Here is a 23,409-nt window from a genome sequence, read left to right on the forward strand (position 1 = left end):
ACGAGCGCGGCCGCCGGTTCGCGGGTGGCGGATCAGAGGGTGTGGGTGGGACGGTTGGAACCCAGATGGCCGGCGAGGATCTGCTCGATGCGATGCCTGACCGACTTGCCCGATTCCTCGCTGCTGAAATGCACGCCCACGCCCTGCGTCTTGCCGCCCTGGGCACCCTGCGGGGTCACCCACACCACGGTGCCGGCCACCGGATGCTTGGTGGGGTCGTCCATCAGCTGCAGCAGCATGAAGACCTCATCACCCAGCGCATAGGACTTCGGCGTGGGCACGAAAATGCCGCCGTTGGCCAGGAAAGGCATGTAGGCGGCGTACAGCGCGGACTTGGAGTTGATGTTCAGCGACAGCACGCTCGGGCGTGCGACGTGCGGCCGGTTCTGCTCACTCATGGTCGGGGTCCGGTCAGGGCGCGGGCATAGCGCATCAGCATGTCTTCCAGCATCAGCCTGGCATTGAGCGGGTGCTGCGCAACCCGGCGGATCTGGGCGAACTCATTGTAGCAGTTGCACGCCGCGGCGACGCCGCAGCGCGCTGCCAGCGCGCTCAGCACCTCGTGCTGGGCAGGAAAGAAACGCACCCGCCCGCCCAGGCGCAGCGCGGCCAGATCGGCCACCCAGCGCTGCATCCAGTCCACCAGCTGCACCATGCCGAAGCCGGCGGCCAGCGCCTCCTTGGACTTCAGCCAGCTTTCCCACTGCCCGGCCAGGCGCAGCGGATCGGCCTCCGGCAACTGGGCGATCTCGCGGGTGAAGCGCGCCAGCAGGCCGTCCGCGCCCTGCTCCGCCAGACGCTGCGCTGCCAGCGGCAGGCCGCCGCTGAGGGCGAGCAGCCCGGGCGTGGCAGCGTTGCCGTGCGCGGCCAGCCAGGGCGCCACCTCGGCATCCGCCGGGCGGCCGAAGCTCCATTGCTGGCAGCGGCTGCGGATGGTCGGCAGCAGGCGGCGCGGCGCCGAGGACACCAGCAGGAACACGCAGCCGGCCGGGGGTTCTTCCAGCAGCTTGAGCAGGGCATTGGCGGTGAACACGTTCATCGCCTCGGCCGGGTCGAGGATGACCACCCGGCGGCTGCCATGATGCCCGGTGACCGACAGCGCCTCCTGCACCGCGCGCACCTGCTCGATGACGATCTGCGCGGACTTGGCCTTGCCCGCGGCCGGTTCGGCGGACGCGGCGCCTTCGCCCTCGCCGCTCTCCGCCGCCGCGGCATCGGCCGCCGGCACCACGCGCAGCAGATCGGGGTGGTTGCCCGACAGGCGCCACTGGCAGGCCGGGCAGGCGCCGCAGGCATGGCCGTCCGCGCCCGGCGCGTCGCACAGCAGGCGGGCGGCCAGCGCCTCGGCCAGATCGCGCTTGCCGACGCCCGGCGGGCCGACGAACAGCAGGGCGTGTGGCAGGCGCTCGCCCAGGTCGAGCAGGCGCCGCCAGGTGGCTTCCAGCCAGGGATGCAGGCGGGTGGACGCGCTCATGCGAACCAGCGCTCGCGCACGACGGCCTCGATCTCGGCGCGGATCGCCTCCGGGGGGCGCGTCGCGTCAATCACCCGGAAGCGTTCGGGCGCCCGCGCCGCGCGGGCCAGGTAACCGGCGCGCACGCGCTCGAAGAAATCCTGGCGCTCGCGCTCGAAGCGGTCCGGCGCGTTGCCGGTGCCGGCCACGCGCGCGGCGGCCACGGCCGGAGCCAGATCGAAGAGCAGCGTGAGATCGGGCTGGAAGCCGGGATGCACCCAGCGTTCCAGTGCATCGAACTTGTCCTCGGCCAGCCCGCGCCCGCTCACCTGATAGGCGTAGGTAGCGTCCGAAAAGCGATCGGAGACCACCCAGCGGCCGGCCTCCAGCGCCGGGAGGATGCGCGCGGCGAGGTGTTCGCGGCGCGCGGCGAACATCAGCATGGCTTCGGTTTCCAGATGCATGGGCTCGTGCAGCAGCACGTCGCGCAGGCGTTCGCCCAGCGGCGTGCCACCCGGCTCGCGGGTCTGCTCCACGGCGATGCCCCGTGCTTCCAGCAGGGCCACCAGGGCGGCGATCTGGCTGCTCTTGCCGGCGCCGTCGATGCCCTCGAAGGTGATGAAACGCGGTGCGTGCGCGGTCTGCGTCAACTGCCTCTCCCTGCGCGCTGATACCTGTTCACCGCCCGGTTGTGGTCGTTGAGGTTGCGCGAGAATTCACTGGTGCCGTCGCCACGGGCGACGAAGTAGAAGAAATCGGATTGCGCCGGGCGCAGCGCGGCCAGCAGCGAATCGCGCCCCGGCAGGGCAATCGGCGTGGGCGGCAGGCCGACGCGGGTATAGGTGTTCCACGGATGGTCGGTATCCAGATGGCGGCGGCGCAGGCGGCCTTCGAATTCCGCGCCGTAGCCGTAGATCACCGTGGGGTCGGTCTGCAGGCGCATGCCGATGCGCAGCCGGTTGACGAACACCGAGGCGACCAGCCCGCGCTCCTCGGCACGCCCGGTCTCCTTCTCAATGATGGAGGCGAGGATCAGCGCCTCGTAGGGCGAGGCCAGCGGCAGCCCCGGCTCGCGCGCCTCCCAGGCGCTCGCCAGTTGCGCCTGCATGGCCAGATAGGCGCGGCGGTACAGCGCCAGCGCGCTGGAATGCTTGTCGAACAGATAGGTGTCGGGGAAGAACAGGCCTTCCGGATGCGTCTCCCCGGCACCGATGCGCTGCAGGATCTCCGCGTCCGACAATCCTGCGGCGTCCTGCGAGAGGAAGGCGTGCGCCTCCACCGCCGCGCGCAGCTGGCGGAAGTTCCAGCCCTCCACCACGGTCAGCCCGGCCTGCGACACGTCGCCGCTGGACAGCTTGAGGATCAGCTGCCACAGGGTCAGCCCATCATGCACCTCGTAGCTGCCCGCCAGGATGCGTTCCGCCTTGCCGGCGGCGCGGGCGATCCAGTACAGCTCCTCCGGGTGCACCGGCACGCCGGCGGCGGCGATCGTATTGGCCGCCTGGCGCATGTTCTGGCCGCGCTGCACGGTGAAATCGACCACCGGCCCGGGCAGCGGCAGCGGGCGCAGCGCGACCCACCAGTAGGCCCCGGCGAGCGCCGCGCAGACCAGCACGACCAGAAGGAATAGACGCAACAGCAGGAATTTCATGGGCAAGCGGTCGGACGAAACGAGCGCCGGCCGGGCGCCGCCAGCCTTGCGGCGGCGGCCGCGCGGGCCGGCGGGACCCTATAATACTTCATCCCCCGCCCCCACCCGACAACCTGGACCAAACCTACATGAACAACGCCTGGACCGACTTCCTGGCTCGCCAGGGCACCTTGCCGGCCCGTACCGCCGAAGGCGCCACGGTGGCCGTACCGCTCACCCAGCTCGGGCTGATCCGCAGCCGTGGAGAGGACTCCGCCCCCTTCCTGCACAACCTGCTGTCCAACGACATCAACAAGCTCGCGGCGGACGCCGCAGAGCTCAACAGCTTCAACACGCCCAAGGGCCGCATGCTGGCCAGCCTGCTGATCTGGCGCGAGGCCGACGGCCATCTGCTCGCGCTGTCGGCGGACATCCTGCCCGCCCTGCTGAAGAAGCTGTCGATGTACGTGCTGCGCAGCAAGGTGAAGCTCTCCGACGCCAGCGCGGAACTCGCCCTGGCCGGCGTGGCCGGCCCGCGCACCGCCGAACTGCTCGCCGCCGCCGGCCTGCCGGTGCCGGCCGCGCCGCGCCGCCACGCACCTGCCGGCGAGGGCCGGGTGATCCGCCTGGGCGACGAAACCTTCATCGTCGCCCTGCCGCCGGACGCCCTGCCGGCCGCCTTCGAGGCGCTGGCCGCCGCCGGCGCCCAACCGGCCGGCACCGACGCCTGGATGCTGGCCACCATCCGCGCCGGCCTGCCGCTGGTCACCGCCGCCACGCAGGAAGCCTTCGTCGCGCAGATGCTCAACTATGAGCTGATCGGCGGGGTGAGCTTCCAGAAGGGCTGCTACCCCGGCCAGGAAATCGTCGCGCGCACGCAATATCTCGGCAAGGTCAAGAAGCGCATGTTCCGCGTGCACATCGATGCCGCCGAGGCGCCCGCGCCCGGCGCCGACCTGTACGCGCCGGCTTTCGAAGAGCAGTCGGTCGGCCAGTTGGTCAACGTAGCGGCCGCCCCGCAAGGCGGTTTCGAGGCGCTCGCCGTGCTGCGCACCAGCAGCCGCGAAGCCGGCAAAGTGCATGTGGGCGCGCCGGACGGCCCCGCGCTGCGCTTCCTCGACCTGCCCTATGCCCTGCCCTGAGTCCAGCGGCTGCGCAACGGCAGGCCGGCGTTCACGCATGGAGCGCGCACGGTGTGCCTGATCGTCTTCGCCTGGCGGGTCCATCCGCGCTACCCGCTGGTGGTCGCCGCCAACCGCGATGAATTCCTCGTCCGCCCGGCGCAGGCCGCGCACTGGTGGCCGGACCGCCCCGGCCTGCTCGCCGGGCGCGACCTGGAAGGCGGCGGCACCTGGCTGGGCCTGAGCCGCGGCGGACGCTTCGCGGCGCTGACCAACTACCGCGACCCCAGCCGGCACAAGCCCGGTGCGCCGTCGCGCGGGCTGCTGGTGCGCGACGCGCTGGAAGCCGGCACGGATGCGGCCGCCACCCTGGAGGATCTGGCTGCGCGGGCCGCACCCTACGCCCCCTTCAACCTGCTGGTCGGCGACGGCGATGCGCTGGGCGTACTGGAAAGCATCACCGGCCGCGTGCGCATGCTGGAGGCCGGGGTGTACGGCCTGTCCAACGGCGTGCTGGACACGCCCTGGCCCAAACTGCTCGCCGCGCGCGAACGCCTGGCCGCCACGCTGCGCGGCGGACTGGACGAAAACGCCTTGCTGGCGCTGCTGCGCGACGACACCCCGGCCGCCGACGAGCATCTGCCGGATACCGGCGTTTCACCCGAATGGGAGCGCTGGCTGTCGCCCGCCTTCATCCGCGCGCCCGGCTACGGCACGCGCTGTTCCACGCTGGTGCGCTTCGGCCGCGACGGCCAGGTGCGCCTGCGCGAATGGAGCTGGAACGAACGCGGGGAAGCCGCCGGGGAAATCGTCCACGACTTCCGGGTCGAGCCGCGAGGCTGAATCAGGCCCCCAGACGCAACCGCATGGCGCGGTGCTCGATGCCCGCGTCGAGAAACACCCCGCCCTCGGCGACGAAACCGTGGCGCGCGTAGAAGCCCAGCGCATGCACCTGGGCATTGAGCATCACCTCGGCCATGCCGCGTTCGCGCGCGCGTTCGATCAGGGCGCGCAGCAGCACGCCGCCCACGCCGCGCCCGCGCCATTCGGCATCCACCGCCATGCGGCCGATGTGCCCGTCGGGCAGCAGGCGCCCGGTGCCCACCACGCGGCCGTCCGGCAACTCGGCGAGCGCGTGTTCGCACACCGCGTCGGACTCGTCGCGCTCCAGTTCCGCCGGCACGCCCTGCTCGACGATGAACACCCGCTCGCGCACCGCCATGGCGCGTGCCTCGGCCTCGTTCCAGCCGAACACACGCACGGCGATCTGTTCAGTCTTCGACAATGTCGACCTCCGTGCCGGCGGGCAGCAGATCGAACAGTTCGATGACCTCGCGGTTGCGCATGCGGATGCAGCCATGCGAGCGCGGCACGCCCATCGGCTGATCGTCGCCGGTGCCGTGGATGTAGATGTAGCGGCGCATGCTGTCCACCCCGCCCAGACGGTTGCGCCCCGGTTCCCGCCCGGACAGCCACAGGATGCGCGACAGGATGTAGTCCCGCCCGGGCTGGGCGGCGGCCAGTTCCGCCGACCAGCACTCGCCGGTCGGCCGCCTGCCGCGGAAGATGGCGCCCGCCGGTGCGCCGGCGCCGATGCGCGCGCGCACCACGTGGCGGCCGCGCGGCGTGCATTCACTGCCGCTTTGCTCGCCCGCGCCGTTGCGCGCGGTGGATACCGTGTAGCGCCGGATGCAGGCGCCATCATCGCCGTACAGCGCAAGTTCCTGCCTGCCCAGATGGACGACGGCGCGCATGGCAGCCTCAGGCGGTCAGCGTGCGCGCACGGCGCGCGGCGAAGAAGCTGGAGAGCAGCTCGCCACATTCCTCGGCGAGCACGCCGCCGTGGATTTCCGCGTGGTGATTCAGGCGCTGCTCGGCGAACAGGTCGATCACGCTGCCGGCCACGCCGGTCTTGGGGTCGCGCGCGCCGAACACCACGCGGCGGATGCGCGCGTGCATGATCGCGCCGGAGCACATCGCGCAGGGTTCCAGGGTGACGTACAGGTCGCAGCCCGGCAGGCGGTAGTTGCCCAGGCGCTCGCCGGCATCGCGCAGCGCCATCACCTCGGCGTGTGCGCTGGGGTCGTGGCGGCGAATGGGCTGGTTGAAGCCGCGCCCGACGATCTCGTCGTCGCACACCACCACCGCGCCCACCGGCACTTCGCCGCAGGAGCCCGCCAGGCGGGCCTGCTCGAGCGCCGCGCGCATGAAATCCTCGTCCGTCATCGATCGCACCGTCGCGCACAAAGGCTGCTAGTTTACCCGAGCCGGCCAGGCCCATCGAAGATGCCTGTCCACGATCTTTTCCCCCTCGCAGAGGAAGGGGTTTCCCGCACTCCCGCGCCATACGACCATCGTATTATCATCGCGCCCATGAGCCCGCCCCTGACCGAACACGGGCAGGCGCAATCCACGGGCTTCGCCCCGCGCTTTCGCGGCCTGCTGATCTATGTTGCCACGGCGATCGTGTGGACCATGCTGTCCACGCCGCTCGCCCCGCTGGTGTCCCCGAGCGTGGGCGAAGGTGTCTTCCAGCTGTGGGGCTTCGTGCTGCTCGCCCCGCTGGCGCTCTATCTGGGTGGCTGCCTGGGGCCGCGCCGCATCGGCATTCCCGGCATCGACCTGCAGAGCCTGCGCCAGCAGGAAGCGCGCTACCTCACCCTGCTGGAAAGCCTGCCGGTGGGCATATTCCACTACGACCGCAAGCTGCGCATCACCGAGTTCAACGGCCGTTTCGCGGAAATCCTCCACGTGCCGATGAACACCCTGCGCCGGCTGGACATCGGCACGCTGCGCGACCAGCGCATCCTGGAACCGCTGCGCGCGGCGCTGGACGGCAAGCCGGCACGCTACGACGGCGAGTACCTGGGCACCTACACGATGCGCAAGATCCGCGTCACGCTGCGCACCGCGCCGGTGTTCGACGAGGAAGGCCAGGTCAGCGGCGGCGTGGGCATCGTCGAGGACGTCTCGGCGCAGTACGAGGCCGAGAGCATGCTGCGCGAAAGCGAGACGCGCTACGCGCTGGCCATGCGCGGCACCCACGAAGGGTTGTGGGACTGGAACCCGGAGAGCCACTCGCTGTTTCTCTCCAACCGCCTGCTGCTGGTGCTCGGCATCGAGGGCGATCACCTGCGCACCACCAGCGACGAGTGGCTGAAACTGATCCACCCGGACGACCGCAAGCTGTTCCAGAACATGCTGATCGACCACCTCAAGGGCCGCACGCCGCATTTCGAATGCGAGTACCGCGTGCGCCATCAGGGCGGCGACTACCGCTGGGTGCTCGCGCGCGGGCTGGCGCTGCGCAACGAGCGCGGGCTGGCCTACCGCATGGTCGGCTCGATCGGCGACATCACCGGACGCAAGCGCGCCGAGGTACGCCTGAAGAACGAACTGGCGTTCACCCGCACGCTGATCGACAGCCTGCCCATCGCCCTGCTGGTGGTGCGCCCGGACGGCTCGATCTCCCTGTGGAACCGCTTCTTCGCGCAGATCCTGGGCTACAGCGACGACGACATCAACGGCATGCTGGCACTGCGCCTGGTCGCGCCGGAAGACAAGGCGCTGCTGGAACAGCGCCTGGAAGCCACGCTGCACGACGGCGAGGCCAGCGTGCGCGCCGCGCTGATCGCCCGCGACGGACGGCGCATTCCCTTCGATTTCTTCGCGCGCATCATCGAACTGGATGGCGAGCGTCGCGTGCTGTGCATCGCATCCGACATCTCCGAGCGGCTGGCCACCGAGGCACGCATGCGCGAGTTGAACCGCACGCTGGAATCGCGCGTGGCCGAGCGCACCGCCCAGCTGGCCTCCGCGCTGAAGGAACTGGAATCCTTCAGCTACTCGGTATCGCACGATCTGCGCGCGCCGCTGCGCGCCATCGACGGCTACAGCGTGATCCTCACCTCGGAATACGGCAGCGCGCTCGACGACGAGGCGCGCATGCTGCTCCAGCGCATGCGTGCGGCCGTGCAGCGCATGGGCATGCTGATCGACGATCTGCTCAATCTGGCGCGCGTCTCGCGCCAGCCACTGGAACGCCAGACGGTCCGACTGAACCCGCTGATCGAGGAAATCGTCGCCGAACTGCGCCAGCGCGAACCGGAGCGCCGGGTGCGCATCGAGGTGGCGCCGGATCTGCAGGTGCGTGCGGACCCCAATCTGATGCGCATCGCGCTGGAGAACCTGCTGGGCAACGCCTGGAAATTCACCGCCAGACACGAGGACGCGCTGATCCGTGTCACCCAGACGCACGATCCCGAGGGCCAGGAGGTGTTCTGCGTGGAAGACAACGGCGCCGGCTTCGACATGCGCTACGTGGACAAACTGTTCGGCGCCTTCCAGCGCCTGCACCACGAACGCGACTTCCAGGGCACCGGCATCGGCCTGGCCACCGTGGCGCGCATCGTGCAGCGCCACGGCGGGGAAATCTGGGCGCATGGCGAACCCGACCAGGGTGCGCGTTTCTGCTTCACCCTGGGCTCCCCCTTGTCGGACGGCGGCACGACGGCGGCGGACCACCCCGCCGCATAGGCCGCCGCGCCTTCGCGGCCGTTCCCGGACGGACCCGCGCCCCGGGGAGTGCCTTCACGCTCCTGTCCGGCACCGCTTCCCGCTCTCCCTTCCCGGTGAATCACATCGGGGACATGGCGTTCGCCCATCCGCCGCGTCGCGTCAATAGACGAAAGCATCTACCCTCCTAGCCCAACGTACCGATTTCTGGGGTTCCGGCCGGTTTCTAGACTATGCCCACTGCGCTGGAGTGGTTATCGACGCTGGGCGCAGCCCCTGCAGCGGCCAGCGTCCGCCGATCCTCGGCAGGCCGGCCGCTCAAACCACAAGGGAAATCGGACCCGAAGATGAACACACTGAAAAAGATCCTGCTGGCTGGCGCGGCGGCCTTCGCCGCGGCCTTCCTGATCGCCTGGTCCACGCCGTACTGGTACGTGCCCAGGCTGGAGGCCGAGGTCGACTTCGCCGACCGCGAATTGATCGCCAGGGGGCGCTACCTGGCCCATGCCGGCGACTGTGCGGCCTGCCACACGGCGCCCGGCGGCAAACCGTTCGCCGGCGGGCTGGGCATGCAGACCCCGCTCGGCACCATCTACTCCACCAACATCACCCCGGACAAGGACTCGGGTATCGGCCACTACAGCTATGCTGATTTCGAACGGGCCGTGCGCCGCGGGCTGCGGCCGGACGGCGTGCATCTGTACCCCGCGATGCCCTACCCGTCCTACGTGATCGTCGAGGACGAGGACATCCAGGCGCTGTACGCCTACTTCATGTCCGAGGTCGCCGCCGTCAGCAAGGCCAACCAGCCCTCGACCATCCCCTGGCCGCTGAACATGCGCTGGCCGCTCGGCTGGTGGCAGCTCGCCTACGCCCGGCCGCGCAGCTTCGAACCGGATCCCGAGCATGATGCCAGCGTGCGGCGCGGCGCCTATCTGGTGGAGGGGCTCGCCCATTGCGGCGCGTGCCACACGCCGCGCGGCATCGGCTTCCAGGAAACCGCCCTGCGCGACGATGCCTCCGGCCGCTTCCTGTCCGGCTCGGTGCTCGAAGGCTGGTATGCGAAGAACCTGCGAGGGGAGGACCGCGGCCTGTCCACCTGGAGCGCGGACGAGATCGTCAACTTCCTGAAGACCGGCCGCACGGCGCGCTCGGCGGCATTCGGCAGCATGGCCGACGTCATCGCCCACAGTACCCGGCATCTGCACGACGGCGACCTGCGGGCCATCGCCGATTACCTGAAGCAGTTGCCACCGCGCAAGGGACGCGAGGCGCGCTGGACGCCCCGCGAGGACACCACGACCGCCGCCCTGCGCGCCGGCGACTACGCGGCGCGTGGCGCCCTGCAGTACGTCGAGCACTGCGCCCTGTGCCACCGTCTGGACGGCCGCGGGGCGCCGCGCATCTTCCCCGCGCTGGCCGACAACTCCATCGTATTCGCCGAGGATCCGAGCTCGCTGATCCAGGTCACCCTGGCCGGCGGTTCGATGCCGCGCACGCCGCACGACCGCATGGCCTTCACCATGCCGGGCTTCGCGCACCTGGCTGACCGCGAACTGGCCGACCTCCTCACCTTCATCCGCAACGGCTGGGGCAACCACGCCAGCGGTGTCAGCGTTCGGGACATCCATCAGATGCGCAGGGAAATCGCCCACAAGCCCACCCACTATGCACCGGAGGCGCAACAATGAAAACGCTCCCATCCGTTCTCATCGCCGCGGGCGCCCTGCTCGGCCTGTCCATGCTGGCCTGGAGCCAGAGCGGCGCGCCGGCCGATCCCGCCGCGGGCACGCCGCAGAGCTTCGCCCTGCTGGACCCGGACAACCAGGTCGTCGGCCGCTACAGCATTCCGCCGGACAGCGACATCCTCAGGCACGCCAACGCGGAGGAAATCCTCTACGGCAAGCGCCTGCTCAACGAAACCGCGCGTCTGCTGCCGGACAACGTCGGCGGCGGGCTGAACTGCAACAGCTGTCACCTTTCCCAGGGCAAGACCGACCACGGCGCCAACTACTTCAACACCATCAACAGCTATCCCAAGGTGATGCCGCGCGCGGCCGCGATGGTGGATATGGCCGGGCGCGTCAACGGCTGCTTCATGCGCTCGATGAACGGCAAGCCGCTGCCGGTCGATTCGGCAGAAATGCGCGCGATCATCGCCTACTTCACCTGGCTGCGCGAGGACGTGCCCAAGGCGCTGCGCGTGGATACGCCCAGCGAAGGCAAGATCGACACCTCCCTGGTGCCCGATCCGGTACGCGGCAAGGCCCTCTACGCCGCGCAATGCGCCACCTGCCACGGCGACGACGGCGAAGGCATGAAGGACCAGTTCGGCGACTACATCTTCCCGCCGCTGTGGGGCGACGAATCGTTCAACATCGGCGCCGGCATGGCGCGCACCTACAAGGCCGCCGCGTTCGTGTTCTACAACATGCCGATGGGCGTGAACCACAAGCTGCCGATCGGCCAGGGCGGCGCGCTGACCCAGCAGGAAGCGGTCGACGTGGCGGAGTACTTCACCCACATGCCCCGCCCGGACTTCGCCCCCAAGGGCAACGACTGGCCCAAGGGCAACAAGCCCAAGGACGCCCGCTACTGAGGCGATGCCGGCGCATGGGCGGATACCCCCCGTGCGCCGGCTGAAATTGCGGTTCCCCATTCAGGAGCGGCGCATGCCGCTCCTTTTTCATTCCGGCGGGAACCCCTCCGCCCCGCCATCCGCCGGCGATCCTTGCCCGGCGTGTCTCTGCCCGTTCAAGCCGCCGCGTCGAACCGCCGGCGCGCGGCGCGGATGTAGTCGTGGTGCGCCTCCGCCCAGCGCAGTAGCGGCCCCAGCGCCTCCAGCAGGGCGAAGCCCTGCGGCGTCAGCGCGTACTCCACGCTGGGCGGGCGCGTGGGATGCACCGTGCGCGTGGCCAGGCCGTTGCGTGTCAGATCGCGCAGGGTCTGGGTGAGCATGCGCTGGGAGATGTCCGGCAGTTCGCGGCGCAGTTCGCCGAAGCGCCTGGCGCCGCTGGCGAGCAGGAAGATCAGCAGCATGCTCCATTTGTCGCCGAGCTGGTCGAGCACGTCGCGGATCGGACAGGCGCCCTCCTCCACGCGCCCGCCGTCCTCGCGCATACGCGCCACCACGGTGTCGATATCGCCCATTCAAGTTCCCGAAAAGTAACCACGTATGGAAAAGGTGCCGCCTTACATGTTTTCCATTATAACCCTACAATGCACGAGCTCTCTTTTTGAGAGTTTGATTCAAATAAATCCTTATATCCAGTTCTGCTTTAGACAAGACATCCCGCCCCCGGGCGGAAAGGATCGCCTCCCATGAGCCATCTCACCGCCCCCTCACCACGCCCGCTGGGCCTTTCCGGCCTGAACATCGCCCCGCTGGTGTTCGGCGGCAACGTCTTCGGCTGGACCGTGGACCAGCCCACCTCCTTCGCCCTGCTGGACCGCTTCGTGGACGCCGGCCTCAACGCCATCGACACCGCCGACGTCTACTCGGCCTGGGTGCCAGGCAACCAGGGCGGTGAATCGGAAACCATCATCGGCCAATGGCTCAAGGCCCGCCCTTCGCGCCGCGACCAGGTGGTGCTGATCACCAAGGTCGGCGCGGCCATCGGCCCCATCACCGGCGGCCTGAAAGCGAAGTACATCGCCGAGAGCGTGGAAGGATCGCTGCGCCGCCTGCACACCGACCACATCGACCTGTACCTGAGCCACTACCCAGACCCCGCCACCCCGGCCGAGGAAACCCTGCGCGCCTATGACGGCCTGATCCGCCAGGGCAAGGTGCGCGCCATCGGCGCCTCCAACCACAATGCCGCACAACTGCGCGCCGCACTGGACGCCGCCGGGCGCGACGGCCTGCCGCGCTATACCGTCATCCAGCCCGAATACAACCTCTATGACCGCGCCAGCTACGAAGGCCCGTTGCGCGACCTTGCCATCGCCGAAGGGCTGGGCGTGATCACCTACTACAGCCTCGCCTCCGGCTTCCTGAGCGGCAAGTACCGCAGCGCCGCCGACCTGGGCAAGAGCGTGCGCGGCGAAGGCATCGCCAAGTACCTGGACGCACGCGGGCTGCGCATCCTCGACGCCCTCGACGGCGTGGCGCGCAAGCACCAGGCCCGGCCGGCGGAAGTCGCCCTGGCCTGGCTGATCGCGCGCGCGGGGGTGAGCGCGCCGATCGCTAGCGCCACCTCGCTGGACCAGCTCGACAGCCTGATCCGCGCCACCCGCCTCACCCTGGACGCCGACGACCTCGCCGCGCTGGAACAGGCCAGCGCCCCGGCCTGATCCCCGCCGTTTTCACCCCCCCCCCCGCTCCCAACCCGGAAACAGAAAGGAAAACAAGCATGTCCGACATCGCCATCGTCTATCACAGCGGCTACGGCCACAACGAAGTCATCGCCCAGGCCGTGGCGCGCGGCGCCGAAAAGGTGCCGGGCACGCGGGTCAAGCTGCTCCCCGTGGCCGAGGTGGACGGCCAGTGGGATTACCTCAACGGCCAGGCCGACGCCATCGTGTTCGGCGCGCCCACCTACATGGGCAGCGCGTCCGCGCAGTTCAAGGCCTTCATGGACGCCTCGTCCAAGCAGTGGGGCAAGTGGCGCGACAAACTGGCGGCGGGCTTCACCACCTCCGCCTCGCGCAGCGGCGACAAGCTGAACACCCTGCAGCAACTGGCCGTCTTCGCCGCCCAGCACCAGATGCTGTGGGTCAGCCTGGGGCTGATGCCCGGCAACAACAGCAGCACCGGCACGGAAGACGACCTCAACCGCCTGGGCTCCTTCCTGGGCGCCATGGCGCAGGCCAATGCCGACCAGGGCGCGGAGGGCGTGCGGGCCAGCGACCAGCGCACCGCCGAATACCTCGGCGAGCGCGTGGCCCAGGCCGCGGCGCGCTGGAAGAAAGGCGCCTGAGCCGGCCTGATCTACCCGCCCCGGCGGGGCCTCGTTCAATCGTTCGACCTCTACGGAAACCACTCATGACACACATCACCATCACCATCACCGCCGCCAGCGGCAAGCTCGGCCAGGCCGTGGCCGCCGAACTGGCCGCACGCGGACTGGCCGCGCACACTCGCCTGGCCGCGCGCACCCCGGACAAGCTCGCCGCGCAGCGCGCCCAGGGCTTCGCCACCGTGGCCGCCGACTACGACGACCCCGCCAGCCTGCGCGCCGCCTTCGCCGGCACCGACGCGCTGCTGCTGATCTCCGGCATGGGCACCAACGCGCAGCGCGCCGCCCAGCACAAGGCCGCCATCGACGCCGCCAAGGCGGCCGGCGTGCGCCACATCGTCTACACCAGCACCACCAACCCCTCGCACGGCAGCCGCTTCGAATGGTCCGGCGCGCACGCGGATACCGAGGCTTATCTGCAGGCCGCCGGCGTGCCTTACACCATCCTGCGGGACAACGCCTACTTCTCCAACAACGACGCGCTGTTCGCCCAGGCCGTGGCCAGCGGCACGCTGGCCTTCCCGGACATCGACGCCAAGGTCGGCTACGTCGCGCACGAGGATGTCGCGGCCGCGGCCGCCGGCGTGCTCACCGGCCCGGCCACCAACGCGGTGTTCGAGATTTCCGGCGCGCAGGCCTACAGCGCCCGCGAACTGGCTGCCGAACTGAGCCACCTCGCCGGCCGCCCCGTCGAAGCGGTCCAGGTGCCGCTGCAGGCCTTCACCGACCAGTTCCGCGCGCTCGGTCTGCCGGAATTCGTCGTCAGCGGCGTGACCAGCTTCTACGCCGCGCTGGCCGCGGGCGAATTCGCCCTGATCTCGCAGGACGTCGAACGCCTGGGCGGACGCACGACCACCAGCGCGCGCGAATACCTGCGCCGCTTCACGTCGGCCGACACGGCAACGCTGGAACGCGTGTTCCTCAACGCGCGCAGCTTCAACGCCTTCACCGAGCGCCCGGTGCCGGACGAACTGCTGCAGCGTCTCTACGACCTCGCCAAGTGGGGGCCGACCTCGATGAACTCGCAGCCGGCGCGCTTCGTCTTCATCCGCACGCCGGAAGCCAAGGCCCGCCTGCTGCCCGCGCTGTCACCGGGCAACGTGGAGAAGACGCGCAAGGCCCCGGTGACCGTCATCGTGGCGCAGGACACGCGCTTCTTCGAACACCTGCCCACGCAGTTCCCAGCCTACGACGCCCGCCCGCTGTTCGAGAACAACGCGGCGCTGGCCCAGGCCACCGCGCTGCGCAACAGCAGCCTGCAGGGCGCCTACCTGATCGTCGCCGCCCGCCTGCTGGGCCTGGACGCCGGCCCGATGAGCGGCTTCGATCCCGCCGCGCTCAACGCCGAGTTCTTCCCGGACGGCCGCTGGCAGGCCAACTTCATCATCAACCTGGGCTACGGCGACCCGGCCGGCAACCATCCGCGCGGCCCGCGCCTGGACACGGACGAGGCCGTACGCTTCCTCTGATCGCCCGCCTCCGCCCCGCCGCCCATCACACCACGGGTGGCGGGCACGCGGCGTCCGCCGTCTCCAGCAGATGCGCGAGCAGTTCGCGCATGGGGGCGGACAAGCCCTCCCAGTCGCGATAGCAAAGGCACAGCCGGCGGCGCGTCCACGCATCGGCAAGGCGCAGCACGCGCAGCGGATGGCGCCTGCGCAGGCGGCACGCGGCGCGCTCCGGCACGATGCCGACGCCCACGCCGTGGGCGACCAGCTCGCACAGGCCTTCCATGGTCTGCATACGCGCGCGGTAGGCCGGCACACGCCCGATGCGCCGGGCCTGTTCCTCCACCAGTTCCTGCAAGGCGCTGCCGGCGGCCAGCCCGACGAAGGCTTCGCCCAGCACCTCGGCAAAGCCCGCCCTGCGCTGCGCCGCGCGCGCATGGCCGGGCGGCACCACCAGCACCAGGCGGTCCTCCACCAGCGGGCGCACCACCAGACTACCCGCGTCCACCGCGTCGGAAACGATACCCGCTTCGATCAGCCCGGCGGATACCGCCTGGACGATCTCCGCGCTGCTGCGTTCGCGCAGATCCACATCGACACGCGGCCGGGCGGCCAGCCACGGCGCCAGCCGCGCGGGCAGGAAATCGCTCAGCGCGGCGGTGTTGGCGTGCAGGCACACGGTGCCGCGCAGGCCGCTGGCGAACTCGCGCAGTTCGCCCTGCATGCGTTCGCGCTGGCGCAGGATCAGGCGGGCGTGATGGGCCAGCGCCTCGCCCGCTGGCGTCAGCGCCACCCCGCGCGGCAGGCGTTCCAGCAGGCGCACGCCGGCGTCGGCCTCGATGGCGCGCAGGCGCTCGCTGGCCGAGGCCAGCGCCAGATGGGCGCGTGCCGCGCCCTGGGTGATGCTGCCGGCGTCGACGACGCTGAGGAACAGCCGGAGGTCGGCCAGATCGAGTCGCATGGAAGCTCCCGCATGCAGTGCCTTCGGAAAAACCGAAGGCCATGAGGATGGTTCCGCATTGTGCCAGCGCGCCGCCCGAGGCCCAATCGGCGCATGGAAAACATCATCTCCGGTACAACCTTATTCGCGCTCATCGGCGCGGTGTTCATCGCTGCCGGGCTGGTCAAGGGCATCAGCGGCATGGGCCTGCCCACCGTGGCCATGGGCCTGCTCGGCGGCCTGCTGACGCCGGTCGCGGCCGCCGCGCTGCTGGTCGTGCCCTCCTTCGTCACCAACGTCTGGCAACTGCTGGACGGCGCCCGTACCGCCGCCCTGCTGCGTCGCCTGGCGCCGATGATGGCGGGCGTGCTGCTCGGCACGGTGCCGGGCACGCTGCTGCTAACGCGCGTCGACGCGCGCTGGTCCGCCTGCGCGCTCGGGCTGGCGCTGGCCGCCTACGCCCTGTATGCGCTGTGCGCGCCGCCGCTGTCGATTCCAGCGCGCGCGGAGCGCTGGCTGTCGCCCGTCGTCGGCCTGGCGACGGGGATCGTCACCGGTGCCACCGGGGTGTTCGTCATCCCCGCCGTGCCCTACCTGCAGGCGCTCGGGCTGGAGAAGGACGAACTGGTGCAGGCGCTGGGGCTGTCCTTCACCATCTCGACCGTCGCCCTCGCCTTCGGGCTGGCCCTGCACGGCGCATTCCGCGTCGACCAGCTCGGCCTGTCCACGCTGGCCGTGCTGCCGGCCCTGGCCGGCATGTGGCTGGGGCAGAAGATCCGCCGGCGCATCGGCGCGCAGACTTTCCGCCGCGCCTTCCTGGCGCTCCTGCTGCTGCTCGGCCTGGAACTGATGTCCCGCCCCTTCGTCTAGGCGCGCGCTGGCCTCCGCGGCACCGATCGGGTAGGATGGCCTGCACTGAGGACGACCTCACCCACCGCGGGAACCACGTCCGGGACGGCCCGGCTCTTGCATCGCAAGGAGAGCCACATGGCTTGGATTCTGTTGACCTTGGCCGGCCTGCTCGAAGTCATCTGGGCGTTTTCCATGAAGCTGTCGCAGGGCTTCACCCGGCTCGGCCCCTCCCTCATCACCCTCGTCACCATGGCCGCCAGCTTCGCGCTGCTGTCCATCTCGATGAAGACCCTGCCGCTGGGCACCGCCTACACGATCTGGACCGGCATCGGCGCGGTTGGCGCCTTCGTGGTCGGCATCCTGTTCCTGCACGAACCGGCCAGCGCCATGCGGATCACCGCCGCCGTGCTGATCGTCTCCGGCATCGTGCTGATGAAGCTGTCGTCCTGAACGAAAAGCCCTGCCCGGTATCGGACAGGGCTTTTTCATTGCGCCATGATTCCCGTGCCGCATTTCAGCGGCCACCGCACGATGTGCAGGCACTCGGCGGCGCGGGCGAAACCGGCTATGCCAGACTGGCGCTGTCGATGACGAAGCGGTACTTCACATCGCCCTTCAGCATGCGCTCGTAGGCGCCATTGATTTCATCGGCACGGATCAGTTCGATGTCGGCCACAATGTCGAGCACGCGGGTGTCGATGCCCTCCATCGGCGTGGCCTGGATGCCCAGCGATCCGGCACCGACCACCCGGCGGGGGTCACTCCCACTCGATCGTCGCCGGCGGCTTGCCCGAGATGTCGTACACCACCCGGTTGATGCCGCGCACTTCGTTGATGATGCGATTGCTGACCTTGCCCAGCAGGCTGTGCGGCAGTTCGGCCCAGTGGGCGGTCATGAAGTCCTGGGTCTGCACGGCGCGCAGCGCCACCACGTATTCGTAGGTGCGCCCGTCGCCCATCACGCCCACGCTCTTCACCGGCAGAAACACGGCGAAGGCCTGGCTGGTCTTGTCGTACCAGTCGGCGGCGCGCAATTCGTCGATGAAGATGGCGTCAGCGCGGCGCAGCAGGTCGGCGTATTCCTGTTTCACTTCGCCGAGGATACGCACGCCCAGGCCCGGCCCCGGGAAGGGGTGGCGGTACACCATGTCGTGCGGCAGGCCGAGGGCCACGCCCAGTTCGCGCACTTCGTCCTTGAACAGGTCGCGCAGCGGTTCGAGCAGCTTCAGGCCCAGGGTTTCCGGCAGGCCGCCAACGTTGTGATGGCTCTTGATGGTGTGCGCCTTCTTGCTCTTGGCGCCGCCGGACTCGATCACGTCCGGGTAGATGGTGCCTTGCGCCAGCCACTTCGCGTTCGGAAGCTTCTTCGCCTCGGCCTGGAACACCTCGACGAACTCGCGGCCGATGATCTTGCGTTTCTGTTCGGGGTCGGTGACCCCTTTCAGATGCCCCATGAACTGTTCGGTGGCATCCACATGCACGACCTTGGCGTGCAGGCGGCCGGCGAACATTTCCATGACCAGCTTGCCTTCGTTGAGGCGCAGCAGGCCGTGGTCGACGAACACGCAGGTGAGCTGGTCGCCAATGGCGCGGTGGATCAGCGCGGCAGCCACGGAGGAATCCACACCGCCGGACAGGCCGAGGATGACCTCCTCGTCGCCGACCTGCTCGCGGATCTTCTGCACGGCCTCCTCGATGTAGCCCGGCATGTTCCAGTCGTTGCCGCAGCCGCAGATCTCATGCACGAAGCGTGCGATGATCTCCTTGCCCTTGATGGTGTGGGTGACCTCGGGGTGGAACTGCACGCCGTAGAAGCCGCGCGCCTCGTCGGCCATCGCGGCGATGGGAGTGGATTCGTTGCTGCCGATTACCTTGAAGCCCGGCGGCAGGCCGGTGACCTTGTCGCCGTGGCTCATCCACACGTCGAGCAGGCCGTGGCCCTCGGCGTTGGTCCGATCCTCGATGCCCTCGAACAGTTTCGAATGGCCGCGTGCGCGCATCTCGGCGTAGCCGAACTCGCGCTTGGTGGAGCCTTCCACCTTGCCGCCGAGCTGGCTAGCCATGGTCTGCATGCCGTAGCAGATGCCCAGCACCGGCACGCCGAGTTCGAACACGGCCTGCGGGGCACGCCAGTCCTGCGCCTCGTACACCGAGTTCGGCCCGCCCGAGAGGATCACGCCCTGCGCGCCGAATTCACGCACGAAGTCGTCGGACACGTCGAAGGGGTGCAGTTCGCAATACACCTGCTGCTCGCGCACGCGGCGGGCGATGAGCTGCGAGACCTGGGAACCGAAATCGAGGATGAGGATTTTCTGGTGGGACATGGGAATCGTCCTGTGGAAAAGAAGAAAGGCGGCCGCAGCCGCCTCGAATGCAGGCAGGGCCGATCAATCGACGTGGTAGTTCGGCGCTTCCTTGGTGATCTGCACGTCGTGCACGTGCGACTCGCGCACGCCCGCCGAGGTGATTTCGACGAACTGCGCGCGCTGGTGCATGGCCTCGACGCTTTCGCAGCCCAGGTAGCCCATCGACGCGCGCAGGCCGCCGATCAATTGATGGATCACCGCGTTGACCGGCCCCTTGTAGGGCACGCGGCCTTCGATGCCTTCCGGCACCAGTTTCTCGACGTTGGCGGTGCTGTCCTGGAAATAGCGGTCCGCCGCGCCCTGCTGCATGGCGCCCAGCGAGCCCATGCCGCGATAGGACTTGTACGAGCGCCCCTGGAACAGCACGGTCTCGCCCGGCGCTTCCTCGGTGCCGGCGAACAGGCCGCCGAGCATCACGCAGTTGGCGCCGGCAGCGATCGCCTTGGCGATGTCGCCGGAGAAGCGGATGCCGCCATCGGCGATCAGCGGAACGTCCGGGCTGGCCAGCGCGCCGGCGACGTTGTCGATGGCGGTGATCTGCGGCACGCCCACGCCGGCGATGATGCGCGTGGTGCAGATCGAGCCGGGACCGATGCCGACCTTGACGGCGTCCGCGCCGGCATCGGCCAGCGCACGCGCGGCGTCACCGGTGGCGATGTTGCCGCCGATGACTTCGATGCGCGGAAAACGCTTCTTGACCCAGTTGACGCGCTCGAGCACGCCCTGCGAATGGCCGTGCGCGGTATCCACCACGATCACGTCCACCCCGGCCTCGGCGAGCAGTTCAGCCCGTTCCTCGGTGCCCTCGCCCACGCCGATCGCCGCGCCCACGCGCAGGCGGCCCTGCTCGTCCTTGGCGGCCTCGGGGTGCTCGGTGGCCTTCATCATGTCCTTGACGGTGATCAGGCCGCGCAGGTCGCCGGCCTCATTGACCACCAGCACGCGCTCGAGGCGATGCACGCGGAGCAGTTCGCGGGCCTCGTCCAGGCTGGCGCCCTCGCGCACGGTCACCAGGCGCTCCTGCGGGGTCATGATGGCGGAAACCGGCTGGTCCAGATTGGTCTCGAAACGCAGGTCGCGGTTGGTGACGATGCCCACCACCTTGCTGCCTTCGACCACCGGCACGCCGGAGAACTTGTTCTGCCGGGTGAGCGCGACCACTTCACGCACGCTCATGGTCGGCGGAATGGTCAGCGGATCCTTCAGCACACCGGACTCGAAACGCTTCACCTTGAGCACTTCGGCGGCCTGCTGCTTGGCGGTGAGATTCTTGTGAACGATGCCGATCCCGCCTTCCTGCGCCAGCGCAATGGCCAGACGCGCCTCGGTGACCGTATCCATGGCCGCGGAGACGAGCGGAAGATTGATGCGGATGTTGCGGGTGAGGCGGGTTTGCAGGCGAACGTCCCGGGGCAGGACGTTGGAATGGGCGGGGATGAGAAGGACGTCATCGAACGTCAGCGCCTTCTGGATCACTCGCATGGCTTCTATCCTTTCGACCAAATCCGTATTATACAGACCGCCCTGTGTCTTGTAAGCAGGGCGCCATCCGGGAAATCCGCAGCCATGACGCAGAAACGCCCCGCTCCGTTCGCCGTGCCCGCCCTGCTGGGCGCGCTGCTCGCCCTCGTGTTCGCCACCGCCGCGCAGGCGCAGATCTACACCTGGAAGGACCGCGACGGGCGCGTGCATTACTCCGACACTCCGCCGCCCGCCGGCGAGGTGAAGACCATGGGCCCGGCCCGCCGCACGGCCCCGCCCCCCGCCGCCGAAGCGGAAGGCAGCGCAGCCGGTAACGGCGGCGCCGAAGGCGAAGGCGGCGAAGCACCCGTGGTGGCCACGCCCCCGCCCGCCAATGCGCAGGACGACGAACCCACGCTGGCCGAGCGCGAACTGGAGTTCCGCCAGCGCCGCGCGGCGGAAGAAGAGGCCCGCGCCAAGGCGGAAGAGGAAAGCCGACGCCAGGCCGAGCGTTCACGCGCCTGCGAGCAGGCGCGCAACCAGCTTGCCGCCCTGCAGTCGGGCCAGCGCGTGGCGCGCTTCAATGCCAAGGGCGAACGCGAGTTCATGGACGACGCCACGCGCGCCGCGGAAATCCAGCGCGCGCAGGAATTCGTCAGCGCCCAGTGCAATTGAGCCGACGGATGGTCGTGGCGCGTGCATGGGCACGCCCGCGGACGATCAGCCCTCGGCCTCTCCGCCGCCCTTCTTCATCGCCTTGCCTTCATCGGCGCGCTTCTTGCGTACCGCCTTGGGATCGGCGATGAGCGGGCGGTAGATCTCTACCCGGTCGCAGTCGCGCAGCACGGCATCGCCTTTCACCAGCCTGGCGAAGATGCCCAGTTTGCTGGGGCCATCCACATCGATTTCCGGATATCTGCCCAGCAGGCCGGAAGCCTCCACCGCCTCGCGCACCGTCGCGCCGGCGGGCAGGCTCAGCCGCACCAGCTCCTGGCGCCGGGGCAAGGCGTAGACCACTTCCACATGGATGAGTCCGGCGGCCACGTTCAGACCTTCGGGTACACCAGCGCGGCGCGCTTGACGAAGGAATCCACGAAGGTGTTGGCGATGTGGCTGAACACCGGCCCCAGCGCCTTTTCGAGCAGCCTGCTGGAAAACTCGTAGCGCAGGCCGAATTCGATCTTGCACGCCGTGTCGCCCAGCGCGATGAAGCGCCAGTGGCCGTTCAGATGCTTGAACGGGCCTTCCTTCAGGCGGATCAGCATTTCCTCGGGCCGGCGCTTTGCGTTCTCGGTGCTGAACTGCGCCTTGATGCCGTGGTAGTTGATGTGCAGCGTGGCGGCGGTGTGGGTGTCGTTGCGCACATGCACCTCGGCCCCGCCGCACCAGGGCAGGAAGGCCGGGTAATCCTCGCAGCGGTCGACCAGGTCGAACATCTGCGCGGGGGTGAATTCGATCAGAACGGTCTTGTTGACTTCGGCCATCTTGGGGGAGACTCGGGCGCCATGGCGAACTGCTAGAATGCCCGATTCTACCGCAAAGGCGCGAGCGCCCGCCCGCACGCGCCGGACGATCCAGAACCATGAGCATCATCGACAACCGCAAGGCCTTCCACGACTACTTCATCGAGGAAAAGCACGAGGCCGGCATCGTCCTCGAAGGCTGGGAGGTGAAGGCCATCCGCGCGGGGCGCGCGAACATCAAGGAATCCTACGTGGTGATCCGCAATGGGGAGATCTTTCTTTTCGGCATGCACATCACCCCGCTGGCCAGCGCCTCCACGCACATCCATGCCGACCCCACGCGCACGCGCAAGCTGCTGCTGCACGCCCACGAGATCGACAAGCTGATCGGCAAGGTGGAACGTGCCGGCTACTCGCTGATCCCGCTCGACCTGCACTACAGCAAAGGCCGCGTGAAGGCCACCGTGGGCCTCGCCAAGGGCAAGAAACAGTACGACAAGCGCGAGGACGAGAAGAAGCGCGACTGGGAGCGCGAGAAGCAGCGCCTGATGCGCGTGAAGGCCTGAGCCCCCACCGGCTTGCGACCCACCGAACCTCACAAGGAGCACCCCGCATGACCCTGTTGATTCTCGGCCTCGCGCTGTTCCTCGCCGTGCATTCTGTGCGTCTCTTCGCCGACGGCTGGCGTACCCGGCAGATCGCCCGCGTGGGCACGCTGCAGTACCGCATCGGCCATTCCGTGCTGGCGCTCGCCGGGCTGGTGCTGATCGTCATCGGCTACGCGCAGGCCCGCCTGGATCCGCTGTGGCTGTGGCAGACGCCGATCTGGACGCGCCACCTGGCCGCCCTGCTCACCCTGCCGGCCTTCCTCCTGCTGGCCGCGGCCTGTGTGCCGGGCACGCACCTGAAGGCGCGCATCAGTCATCCGCTGCTGGCCGCCGTGAAGCTGTGGGCGCTGGCGCACCTGCTGGCCAACAACACGCTGGCCGACCTGCTGCTGTTCGGCGGCTTCCTGGTCTGGTCGGTGGCGGCCTTCGCGGTCTCACGCCGGCGCGACCGCCGCGAGGGCAAGGCGCGCCCGGCGGCTGCCGTGCGCAACGACGCGATCGCGGTGGTGCTCGGCGTGCTGGCCTGGGGCGTCATGGCGCGCTTCCTCCACGCCCCGCTGTTCGGCGTCGCGCCGTTCGGCGGCTGAAATA

Annotated in this window: 27 protein-coding genes; 13 read left to right on the top strand and 14 right to left on the bottom strand. The window is 69.2% G+C overall.

Annotated elements, in window-relative coordinates:
* Positions 1-32: 32 nt before the first annotated feature.
* Genes E6C76_RS06125 through mltG form a run of 4 tightly spaced genes read right to left on the bottom strand, consistent with a single transcriptional unit; the run spans position 33 to position 3,104 of the window.
* Positions 33-398, bottom strand: a complete 366-nt coding sequence (locus tag E6C76_RS06125; RefSeq protein WP_136347356.1) for a PilZ domain-containing protein — start codon at positions 396-398, stop codon at positions 33-35.
* A complete protein-coding gene (holB, locus tag E6C76_RS06130) occupies positions 395-1,474 on the bottom strand; it encodes a DNA polymerase III subunit delta' (RefSeq protein WP_136347357.1) in 1,080 nt (359 codons plus the stop codon). Before holB ends, E6C76_RS06125 begins: the two co-directional genes overlap by 4 nt.
* Positions 1,471-2,103 (bottom strand): dTMP kinase, encoded by a 633-nt coding sequence (tmk, locus tag E6C76_RS06135; protein WP_136347358.1) that lies wholly within the window; start codon positions 2,101-2,103, stop codon positions 1,471-1,473. Before tmk ends, holB begins: the two co-directional genes overlap by 4 nt.
* A complete protein-coding gene (mltG, locus tag E6C76_RS06140) occupies positions 2,100-3,104 on the bottom strand; it encodes an endolytic transglycosylase MltG (protein WP_136347359.1) in 1,005 nt (334 codons plus the stop codon). The genes tmk and mltG overlap by 4 nt, the downstream gene beginning before the upstream one ends.
* A gap of 128 nt (positions 3,105-3,232) precedes the next feature.
* Here mltG and ygfZ point away from each other — a divergent pair, with 128 nt between their 5' ends.
* Positions 3,233-4,225, top strand: a complete 993-nt coding sequence (gene ygfZ / locus E6C76_RS06145; RefSeq protein ID WP_136347360.1) for a CAF17-like 4Fe-4S cluster assembly/insertion protein YgfZ — start codon at positions 3,233-3,235, stop codon at positions 4,223-4,225.
* A gap of 51 nt (positions 4,226-4,276) precedes the next feature.
* Positions 4,277-5,047, top strand: a complete 771-nt coding sequence (locus E6C76_RS06150; RefSeq protein WP_136347361.1) for an NRDE family protein — start codon at positions 4,277-4,279, stop codon at positions 5,045-5,047.
* 1 nt (position 5,048) lies between these two features.
* Here E6C76_RS06150 and E6C76_RS06155 read toward each other — a convergent pair whose 3' ends face one another.
* Genes E6C76_RS06155 through tadA form a run of 3 tightly spaced genes read right to left on the bottom strand, consistent with a single transcriptional unit; the run spans position 5,049 to position 6,430 of the window.
* Positions 5,049-5,489 carry a GNAT family N-acetyltransferase gene (locus E6C76_RS06155; protein ID WP_331000004.1) on the bottom strand — a complete coding sequence of 147 codons (441 nt, stop codon included), beginning with the start codon at positions 5,487-5,489 and terminating at the stop codon, positions 5,049-5,051.
* Positions 5,476-5,958 (bottom strand): L,D-transpeptidase, encoded by a 483-nt coding sequence (locus tag E6C76_RS06160; RefSeq protein ID WP_136347363.1) that lies wholly within the window; start codon positions 5,956-5,958, stop codon positions 5,476-5,478. The genes E6C76_RS06155 and E6C76_RS06160 overlap by 14 nt, the downstream gene beginning before the upstream one ends.
* A gap of 7 nt (positions 5,959-5,965) precedes the next feature.
* Complete coding sequence (gene tadA / locus E6C76_RS06165) at positions 5,966-6,430, bottom strand: tRNA adenosine(34) deaminase TadA (protein ID WP_136347364.1); 465 nt, start codon at positions 6,428-6,430, stop codon at positions 5,966-5,968.
* Positions 6,431-6,577: 147 nt separating this feature from the next.
* Between tadA and E6C76_RS06170 the strand changes: the two genes are divergently transcribed.
* From E6C76_RS06170 to E6C76_RS06180, 3 genes are all read left to right on the top strand, one after another.
* Complete coding sequence (locus E6C76_RS06170; protein WP_168734256.1) at positions 6,578-8,740, top strand: PAS domain S-box protein; 2,163 nt, start codon at positions 6,578-6,580, stop codon at positions 8,738-8,740.
* A gap of 326 nt (positions 8,741-9,066) precedes the next feature.
* Positions 9,067-10,410, top strand: coding sequence for a cytochrome c (locus E6C76_RS06175; RefSeq protein ID WP_136347366.1), 1,344 nt, complete (start codon positions 9,067-9,069; stop codon positions 10,408-10,410).
* A complete protein-coding gene (locus tag E6C76_RS06180) occupies positions 10,407-11,318 on the top strand; it encodes a c-type cytochrome (RefSeq protein WP_136347367.1) in 912 nt (303 codons plus the stop codon). The genes E6C76_RS06175 and E6C76_RS06180 overlap by 4 nt, the downstream gene beginning before the upstream one ends.
* A gap of 155 nt (positions 11,319-11,473) precedes the next feature.
* Here the strand turns inward: E6C76_RS06180 and E6C76_RS06185 are convergent, their stop codons facing one another.
* Positions 11,474-11,869 (bottom strand): winged helix-turn-helix transcriptional regulator, encoded by a 396-nt coding sequence (locus E6C76_RS06185; protein ID WP_136347368.1) that lies wholly within the window; start codon positions 11,867-11,869, stop codon positions 11,474-11,476.
* 171 nt (positions 11,870-12,040) lie between these two features.
* On the opposite strand from E6C76_RS06185, the gene E6C76_RS06190 reads away from it, so the two are divergent.
* The 3 genes from E6C76_RS06190 to E6C76_RS06200 all read left to right on the top strand — a co-directional run bounded on the left by E6C76_RS06190 (position 12,041) and on the right by E6C76_RS06200 (position 15,149).
* The gene (locus tag E6C76_RS06190) at positions 12,041-13,015 is read left to right on the top strand and encodes an aldo/keto reductase (RefSeq protein ID WP_136347369.1); all 975 of its coding nucleotides are present in this window, start codon (positions 12,041-12,043) and stop codon (positions 13,013-13,015) included.
* 59 nt (positions 13,016-13,074) lie between these two features.
* Positions 13,075-13,641, top strand: a complete 567-nt coding sequence (locus tag E6C76_RS06195) for a flavodoxin family protein (protein WP_136347370.1) — start codon at positions 13,075-13,077, stop codon at positions 13,639-13,641.
* A gap of 65 nt (positions 13,642-13,706) precedes the next feature.
* Positions 13,707-15,149 (top strand): malonic semialdehyde reductase, encoded by a 1,443-nt coding sequence (locus E6C76_RS06200; RefSeq protein WP_136347371.1) that lies wholly within the window; start codon positions 13,707-13,709, stop codon positions 15,147-15,149.
* A 25-nt stretch (positions 15,150-15,174) separates the two neighbouring features.
* Here E6C76_RS06200 and E6C76_RS06205 read toward each other — a convergent pair whose 3' ends face one another.
* The gene (locus tag E6C76_RS06205) at positions 15,175-16,089 is read right to left on the bottom strand and encodes a LysR family transcriptional regulator (protein ID WP_136347372.1); all 915 of its coding nucleotides are present in this window, start codon (positions 16,087-16,089) and stop codon (positions 15,175-15,177) included.
* Between the two features lie 93 nt (positions 16,090-16,182).
* On the opposite strand from E6C76_RS06205, the gene E6C76_RS06210 reads away from it, so the two are divergent.
* Both E6C76_RS06210 and E6C76_RS06215 read left to right on the top strand, forming a co-directional pair.
* Positions 16,183-16,938 carry a sulfite exporter TauE/SafE family protein gene (locus E6C76_RS06210; protein WP_136347373.1) on the top strand — a complete coding sequence of 252 codons (756 nt, stop codon included), beginning with the start codon at positions 16,183-16,185 and terminating at the stop codon, positions 16,936-16,938.
* A 117-nt stretch (positions 16,939-17,055) separates the two neighbouring features.
* Positions 17,056-17,370 (top strand): DMT family transporter, encoded by a 315-nt coding sequence (locus E6C76_RS06215; RefSeq protein WP_136347374.1) that lies wholly within the window; start codon positions 17,056-17,058, stop codon positions 17,368-17,370.
* A gap of 115 nt (positions 17,371-17,485) precedes the next feature.
* Here E6C76_RS06215 and E6C76_RS22615 read toward each other — a convergent pair whose 3' ends face one another.
* From E6C76_RS22615 to guaB, 3 genes are all read right to left on the bottom strand, one after another.
* Positions 17,486-17,668, bottom strand: a complete 183-nt coding sequence (locus E6C76_RS22615; RefSeq protein WP_331000005.1) for a hypothetical protein — start codon at positions 17,666-17,668, stop codon at positions 17,486-17,488.
* 10 nt (positions 17,669-17,678) lie between these two features.
* Complete coding sequence (gene guaA / locus E6C76_RS06225; protein WP_136347375.1) at positions 17,679-19,244, bottom strand: glutamine-hydrolyzing GMP synthase; 1,566 nt, start codon at positions 19,242-19,244, stop codon at positions 17,679-17,681.
* 63 nt (positions 19,245-19,307) lie between these two features.
* Positions 19,308-20,768: an IMP dehydrogenase gene (gene guaB / locus E6C76_RS06230; RefSeq protein ID WP_136347376.1), complete on the bottom strand. Its 1,461-nt coding sequence runs from the start codon at positions 20,766-20,768 to the stop codon at positions 19,308-19,310.
* 84 nt (positions 20,769-20,852) lie between these two features.
* On the opposite strand from guaB, the gene E6C76_RS06235 reads away from it, so the two are divergent.
* On the top strand, positions 20,853-21,422 hold the full coding sequence (locus E6C76_RS06235) for a DUF4124 domain-containing protein (RefSeq protein ID WP_136347377.1): 570 nt from the start codon (positions 20,853-20,855) through the stop codon (positions 21,420-21,422).
* A 45-nt stretch (positions 21,423-21,467) separates the two neighbouring features.
* Here E6C76_RS06235 and E6C76_RS06240 read toward each other — a convergent pair whose 3' ends face one another.
* Both E6C76_RS06240 and E6C76_RS06245 read right to left on the bottom strand, forming a co-directional pair.
* Positions 21,468-21,791 (bottom strand): RnfH family protein, encoded by a 324-nt coding sequence (locus E6C76_RS06240; RefSeq protein WP_136347378.1) that lies wholly within the window; start codon positions 21,789-21,791, stop codon positions 21,468-21,470.
* Positions 21,792-21,793: 2 nt separating this feature from the next.
* The gene (locus tag E6C76_RS06245; protein WP_136347379.1) at positions 21,794-22,231 is read right to left on the bottom strand and encodes a type II toxin-antitoxin system RatA family toxin; all 438 of its coding nucleotides are present in this window, start codon (positions 22,229-22,231) and stop codon (positions 21,794-21,796) included.
* Positions 22,232-22,329: 98 nt separating this feature from the next.
* Here E6C76_RS06245 and smpB point away from each other — a divergent pair, with 98 nt between their 5' ends.
* Together smpB and E6C76_RS06255 are read left to right on the top strand one after the other, a co-directional pair.
* Complete coding sequence (gene smpB / locus E6C76_RS06250; protein WP_136347380.1) at positions 22,330-22,776, top strand: SsrA-binding protein SmpB; 447 nt, start codon at positions 22,330-22,332, stop codon at positions 22,774-22,776.
* 47 nt (positions 22,777-22,823) lie between these two features.
* Positions 22,824-23,405: an NnrU family protein gene (locus E6C76_RS06255; RefSeq protein ID WP_136347381.1), complete on the top strand. Its 582-nt coding sequence runs from the start codon at positions 22,824-22,826 to the stop codon at positions 23,403-23,405.
* Positions 23,406-23,409 lie beyond the last annotated feature (4 nt).

It is taken from the genome of Pseudothauera nasutitermitis (assembly GCF_004801295.1).
Taxonomy (GTDB): domain Bacteria; phylum Pseudomonadota; class Gammaproteobacteria; order Burkholderiales; family Rhodocyclaceae; genus Pseudothauera; species Pseudothauera nasutitermitis.

Bases quoted from the DNA above. Each gene is read 5' to 3' on its own strand.
- E6C76_RS06125 (WP_136347356.1), bottom strand. From the start codon at position 398: ATGAGTGAGCAGAACCGGCCGCACGTCGCACGCCCGAGCGTGCTGTCG.
- holB (WP_136347357.1), bottom strand. From the start codon at position 1,474: ATGAGCGCGTCCACCCGCCTGCATCCCTGGCTGGAAGCCACCTGGCGG.
- mltG (WP_136347359.1), bottom strand. From the start codon at position 3,104: ATGAAATTCCTGCTGTTGCGTCTATTCCTTCTGGTCGTGCTGGTCTGC.
- ygfZ (WP_136347360.1), top strand. From the start codon at position 3,233: ATGAACAACGCCTGGACCGACTTCCTGGCTCGCCAGGGCACCTTGCCG.
- E6C76_RS06160 (WP_136347363.1), bottom strand. From the start codon at position 5,958: ATGCGCGCCGTCGTCCATCTGGGCAGGCAGGAACTTGCGCTGTACGGC.
- tadA (WP_136347364.1), bottom strand. From the start codon at position 6,430: ATGACGGACGAGGATTTCATGCGCGCGGCGCTCGAGCAGGCCCGCCTG.
- E6C76_RS06170 (WP_168734256.1), top strand. From the start codon at position 6,578: ATGAGCCCGCCCCTGACCGAACACGGGCAGGCGCAATCCACGGGCTTC.
- E6C76_RS06175 (WP_136347366.1), top strand. From the start codon at position 9,067: ATGAACACACTGAAAAAGATCCTGCTGGCTGGCGCGGCGGCCTTCGCC.
- E6C76_RS06180 (WP_136347367.1), top strand. From the start codon at position 10,407: ATGAAAACGCTCCCATCCGTTCTCATCGCCGCGGGCGCCCTGCTCGGC.
- E6C76_RS06185 (WP_136347368.1), bottom strand. From the start codon at position 11,869: ATGGGCGATATCGACACCGTGGTGGCGCGTATGCGCGAGGACGGCGGG.
- E6C76_RS06190 (WP_136347369.1), top strand. From the start codon at position 12,041: ATGAGCCATCTCACCGCCCCCTCACCACGCCCGCTGGGCCTTTCCGGC.
- E6C76_RS06195 (WP_136347370.1), top strand. From the start codon at position 13,075: ATGTCCGACATCGCCATCGTCTATCACAGCGGCTACGGCCACAACGAA.
- E6C76_RS06200 (WP_136347371.1), top strand. From the start codon at position 13,707: ATGACACACATCACCATCACCATCACCGCCGCCAGCGGCAAGCTCGGC.
- E6C76_RS06205 (WP_136347372.1), bottom strand. From the start codon at position 16,089: ATGCGACTCGATCTGGCCGACCTCCGGCTGTTCCTCAGCGTCGTCGAC.
- E6C76_RS06210 (WP_136347373.1), top strand. From the start codon at position 16,183: ATGGAAAACATCATCTCCGGTACAACCTTATTCGCGCTCATCGGCGCG.
- E6C76_RS06215 (WP_136347374.1), top strand. From the start codon at position 17,056: ATGGCTTGGATTCTGTTGACCTTGGCCGGCCTGCTCGAAGTCATCTGG.
- guaA (WP_136347375.1), bottom strand. From the start codon at position 19,244: ATGTCCCACCAGAAAATCCTCATCCTCGATTTCGGTTCCCAGGTCTCG.
- guaB (WP_136347376.1), bottom strand. From the start codon at position 20,768: ATGCGAGTGATCCAGAAGGCGCTGACGTTCGATGACGTCCTTCTCATC.
- E6C76_RS06235 (WP_136347377.1), top strand. From the start codon at position 20,853: ATGACGCAGAAACGCCCCGCTCCGTTCGCCGTGCCCGCCCTGCTGGGC.
- E6C76_RS06245 (WP_136347379.1), bottom strand. From the start codon at position 22,231: ATGGCCGAAGTCAACAAGACCGTTCTGATCGAATTCACCCCCGCGCAG.
- smpB (WP_136347380.1), top strand. From the start codon at position 22,330: ATGAGCATCATCGACAACCGCAAGGCCTTCCACGACTACTTCATCGAG.
- E6C76_RS06255 (WP_136347381.1), top strand. From the start codon at position 22,824: ATGACCCTGTTGATTCTCGGCCTCGCGCTGTTCCTCGCCGTGCATTCT.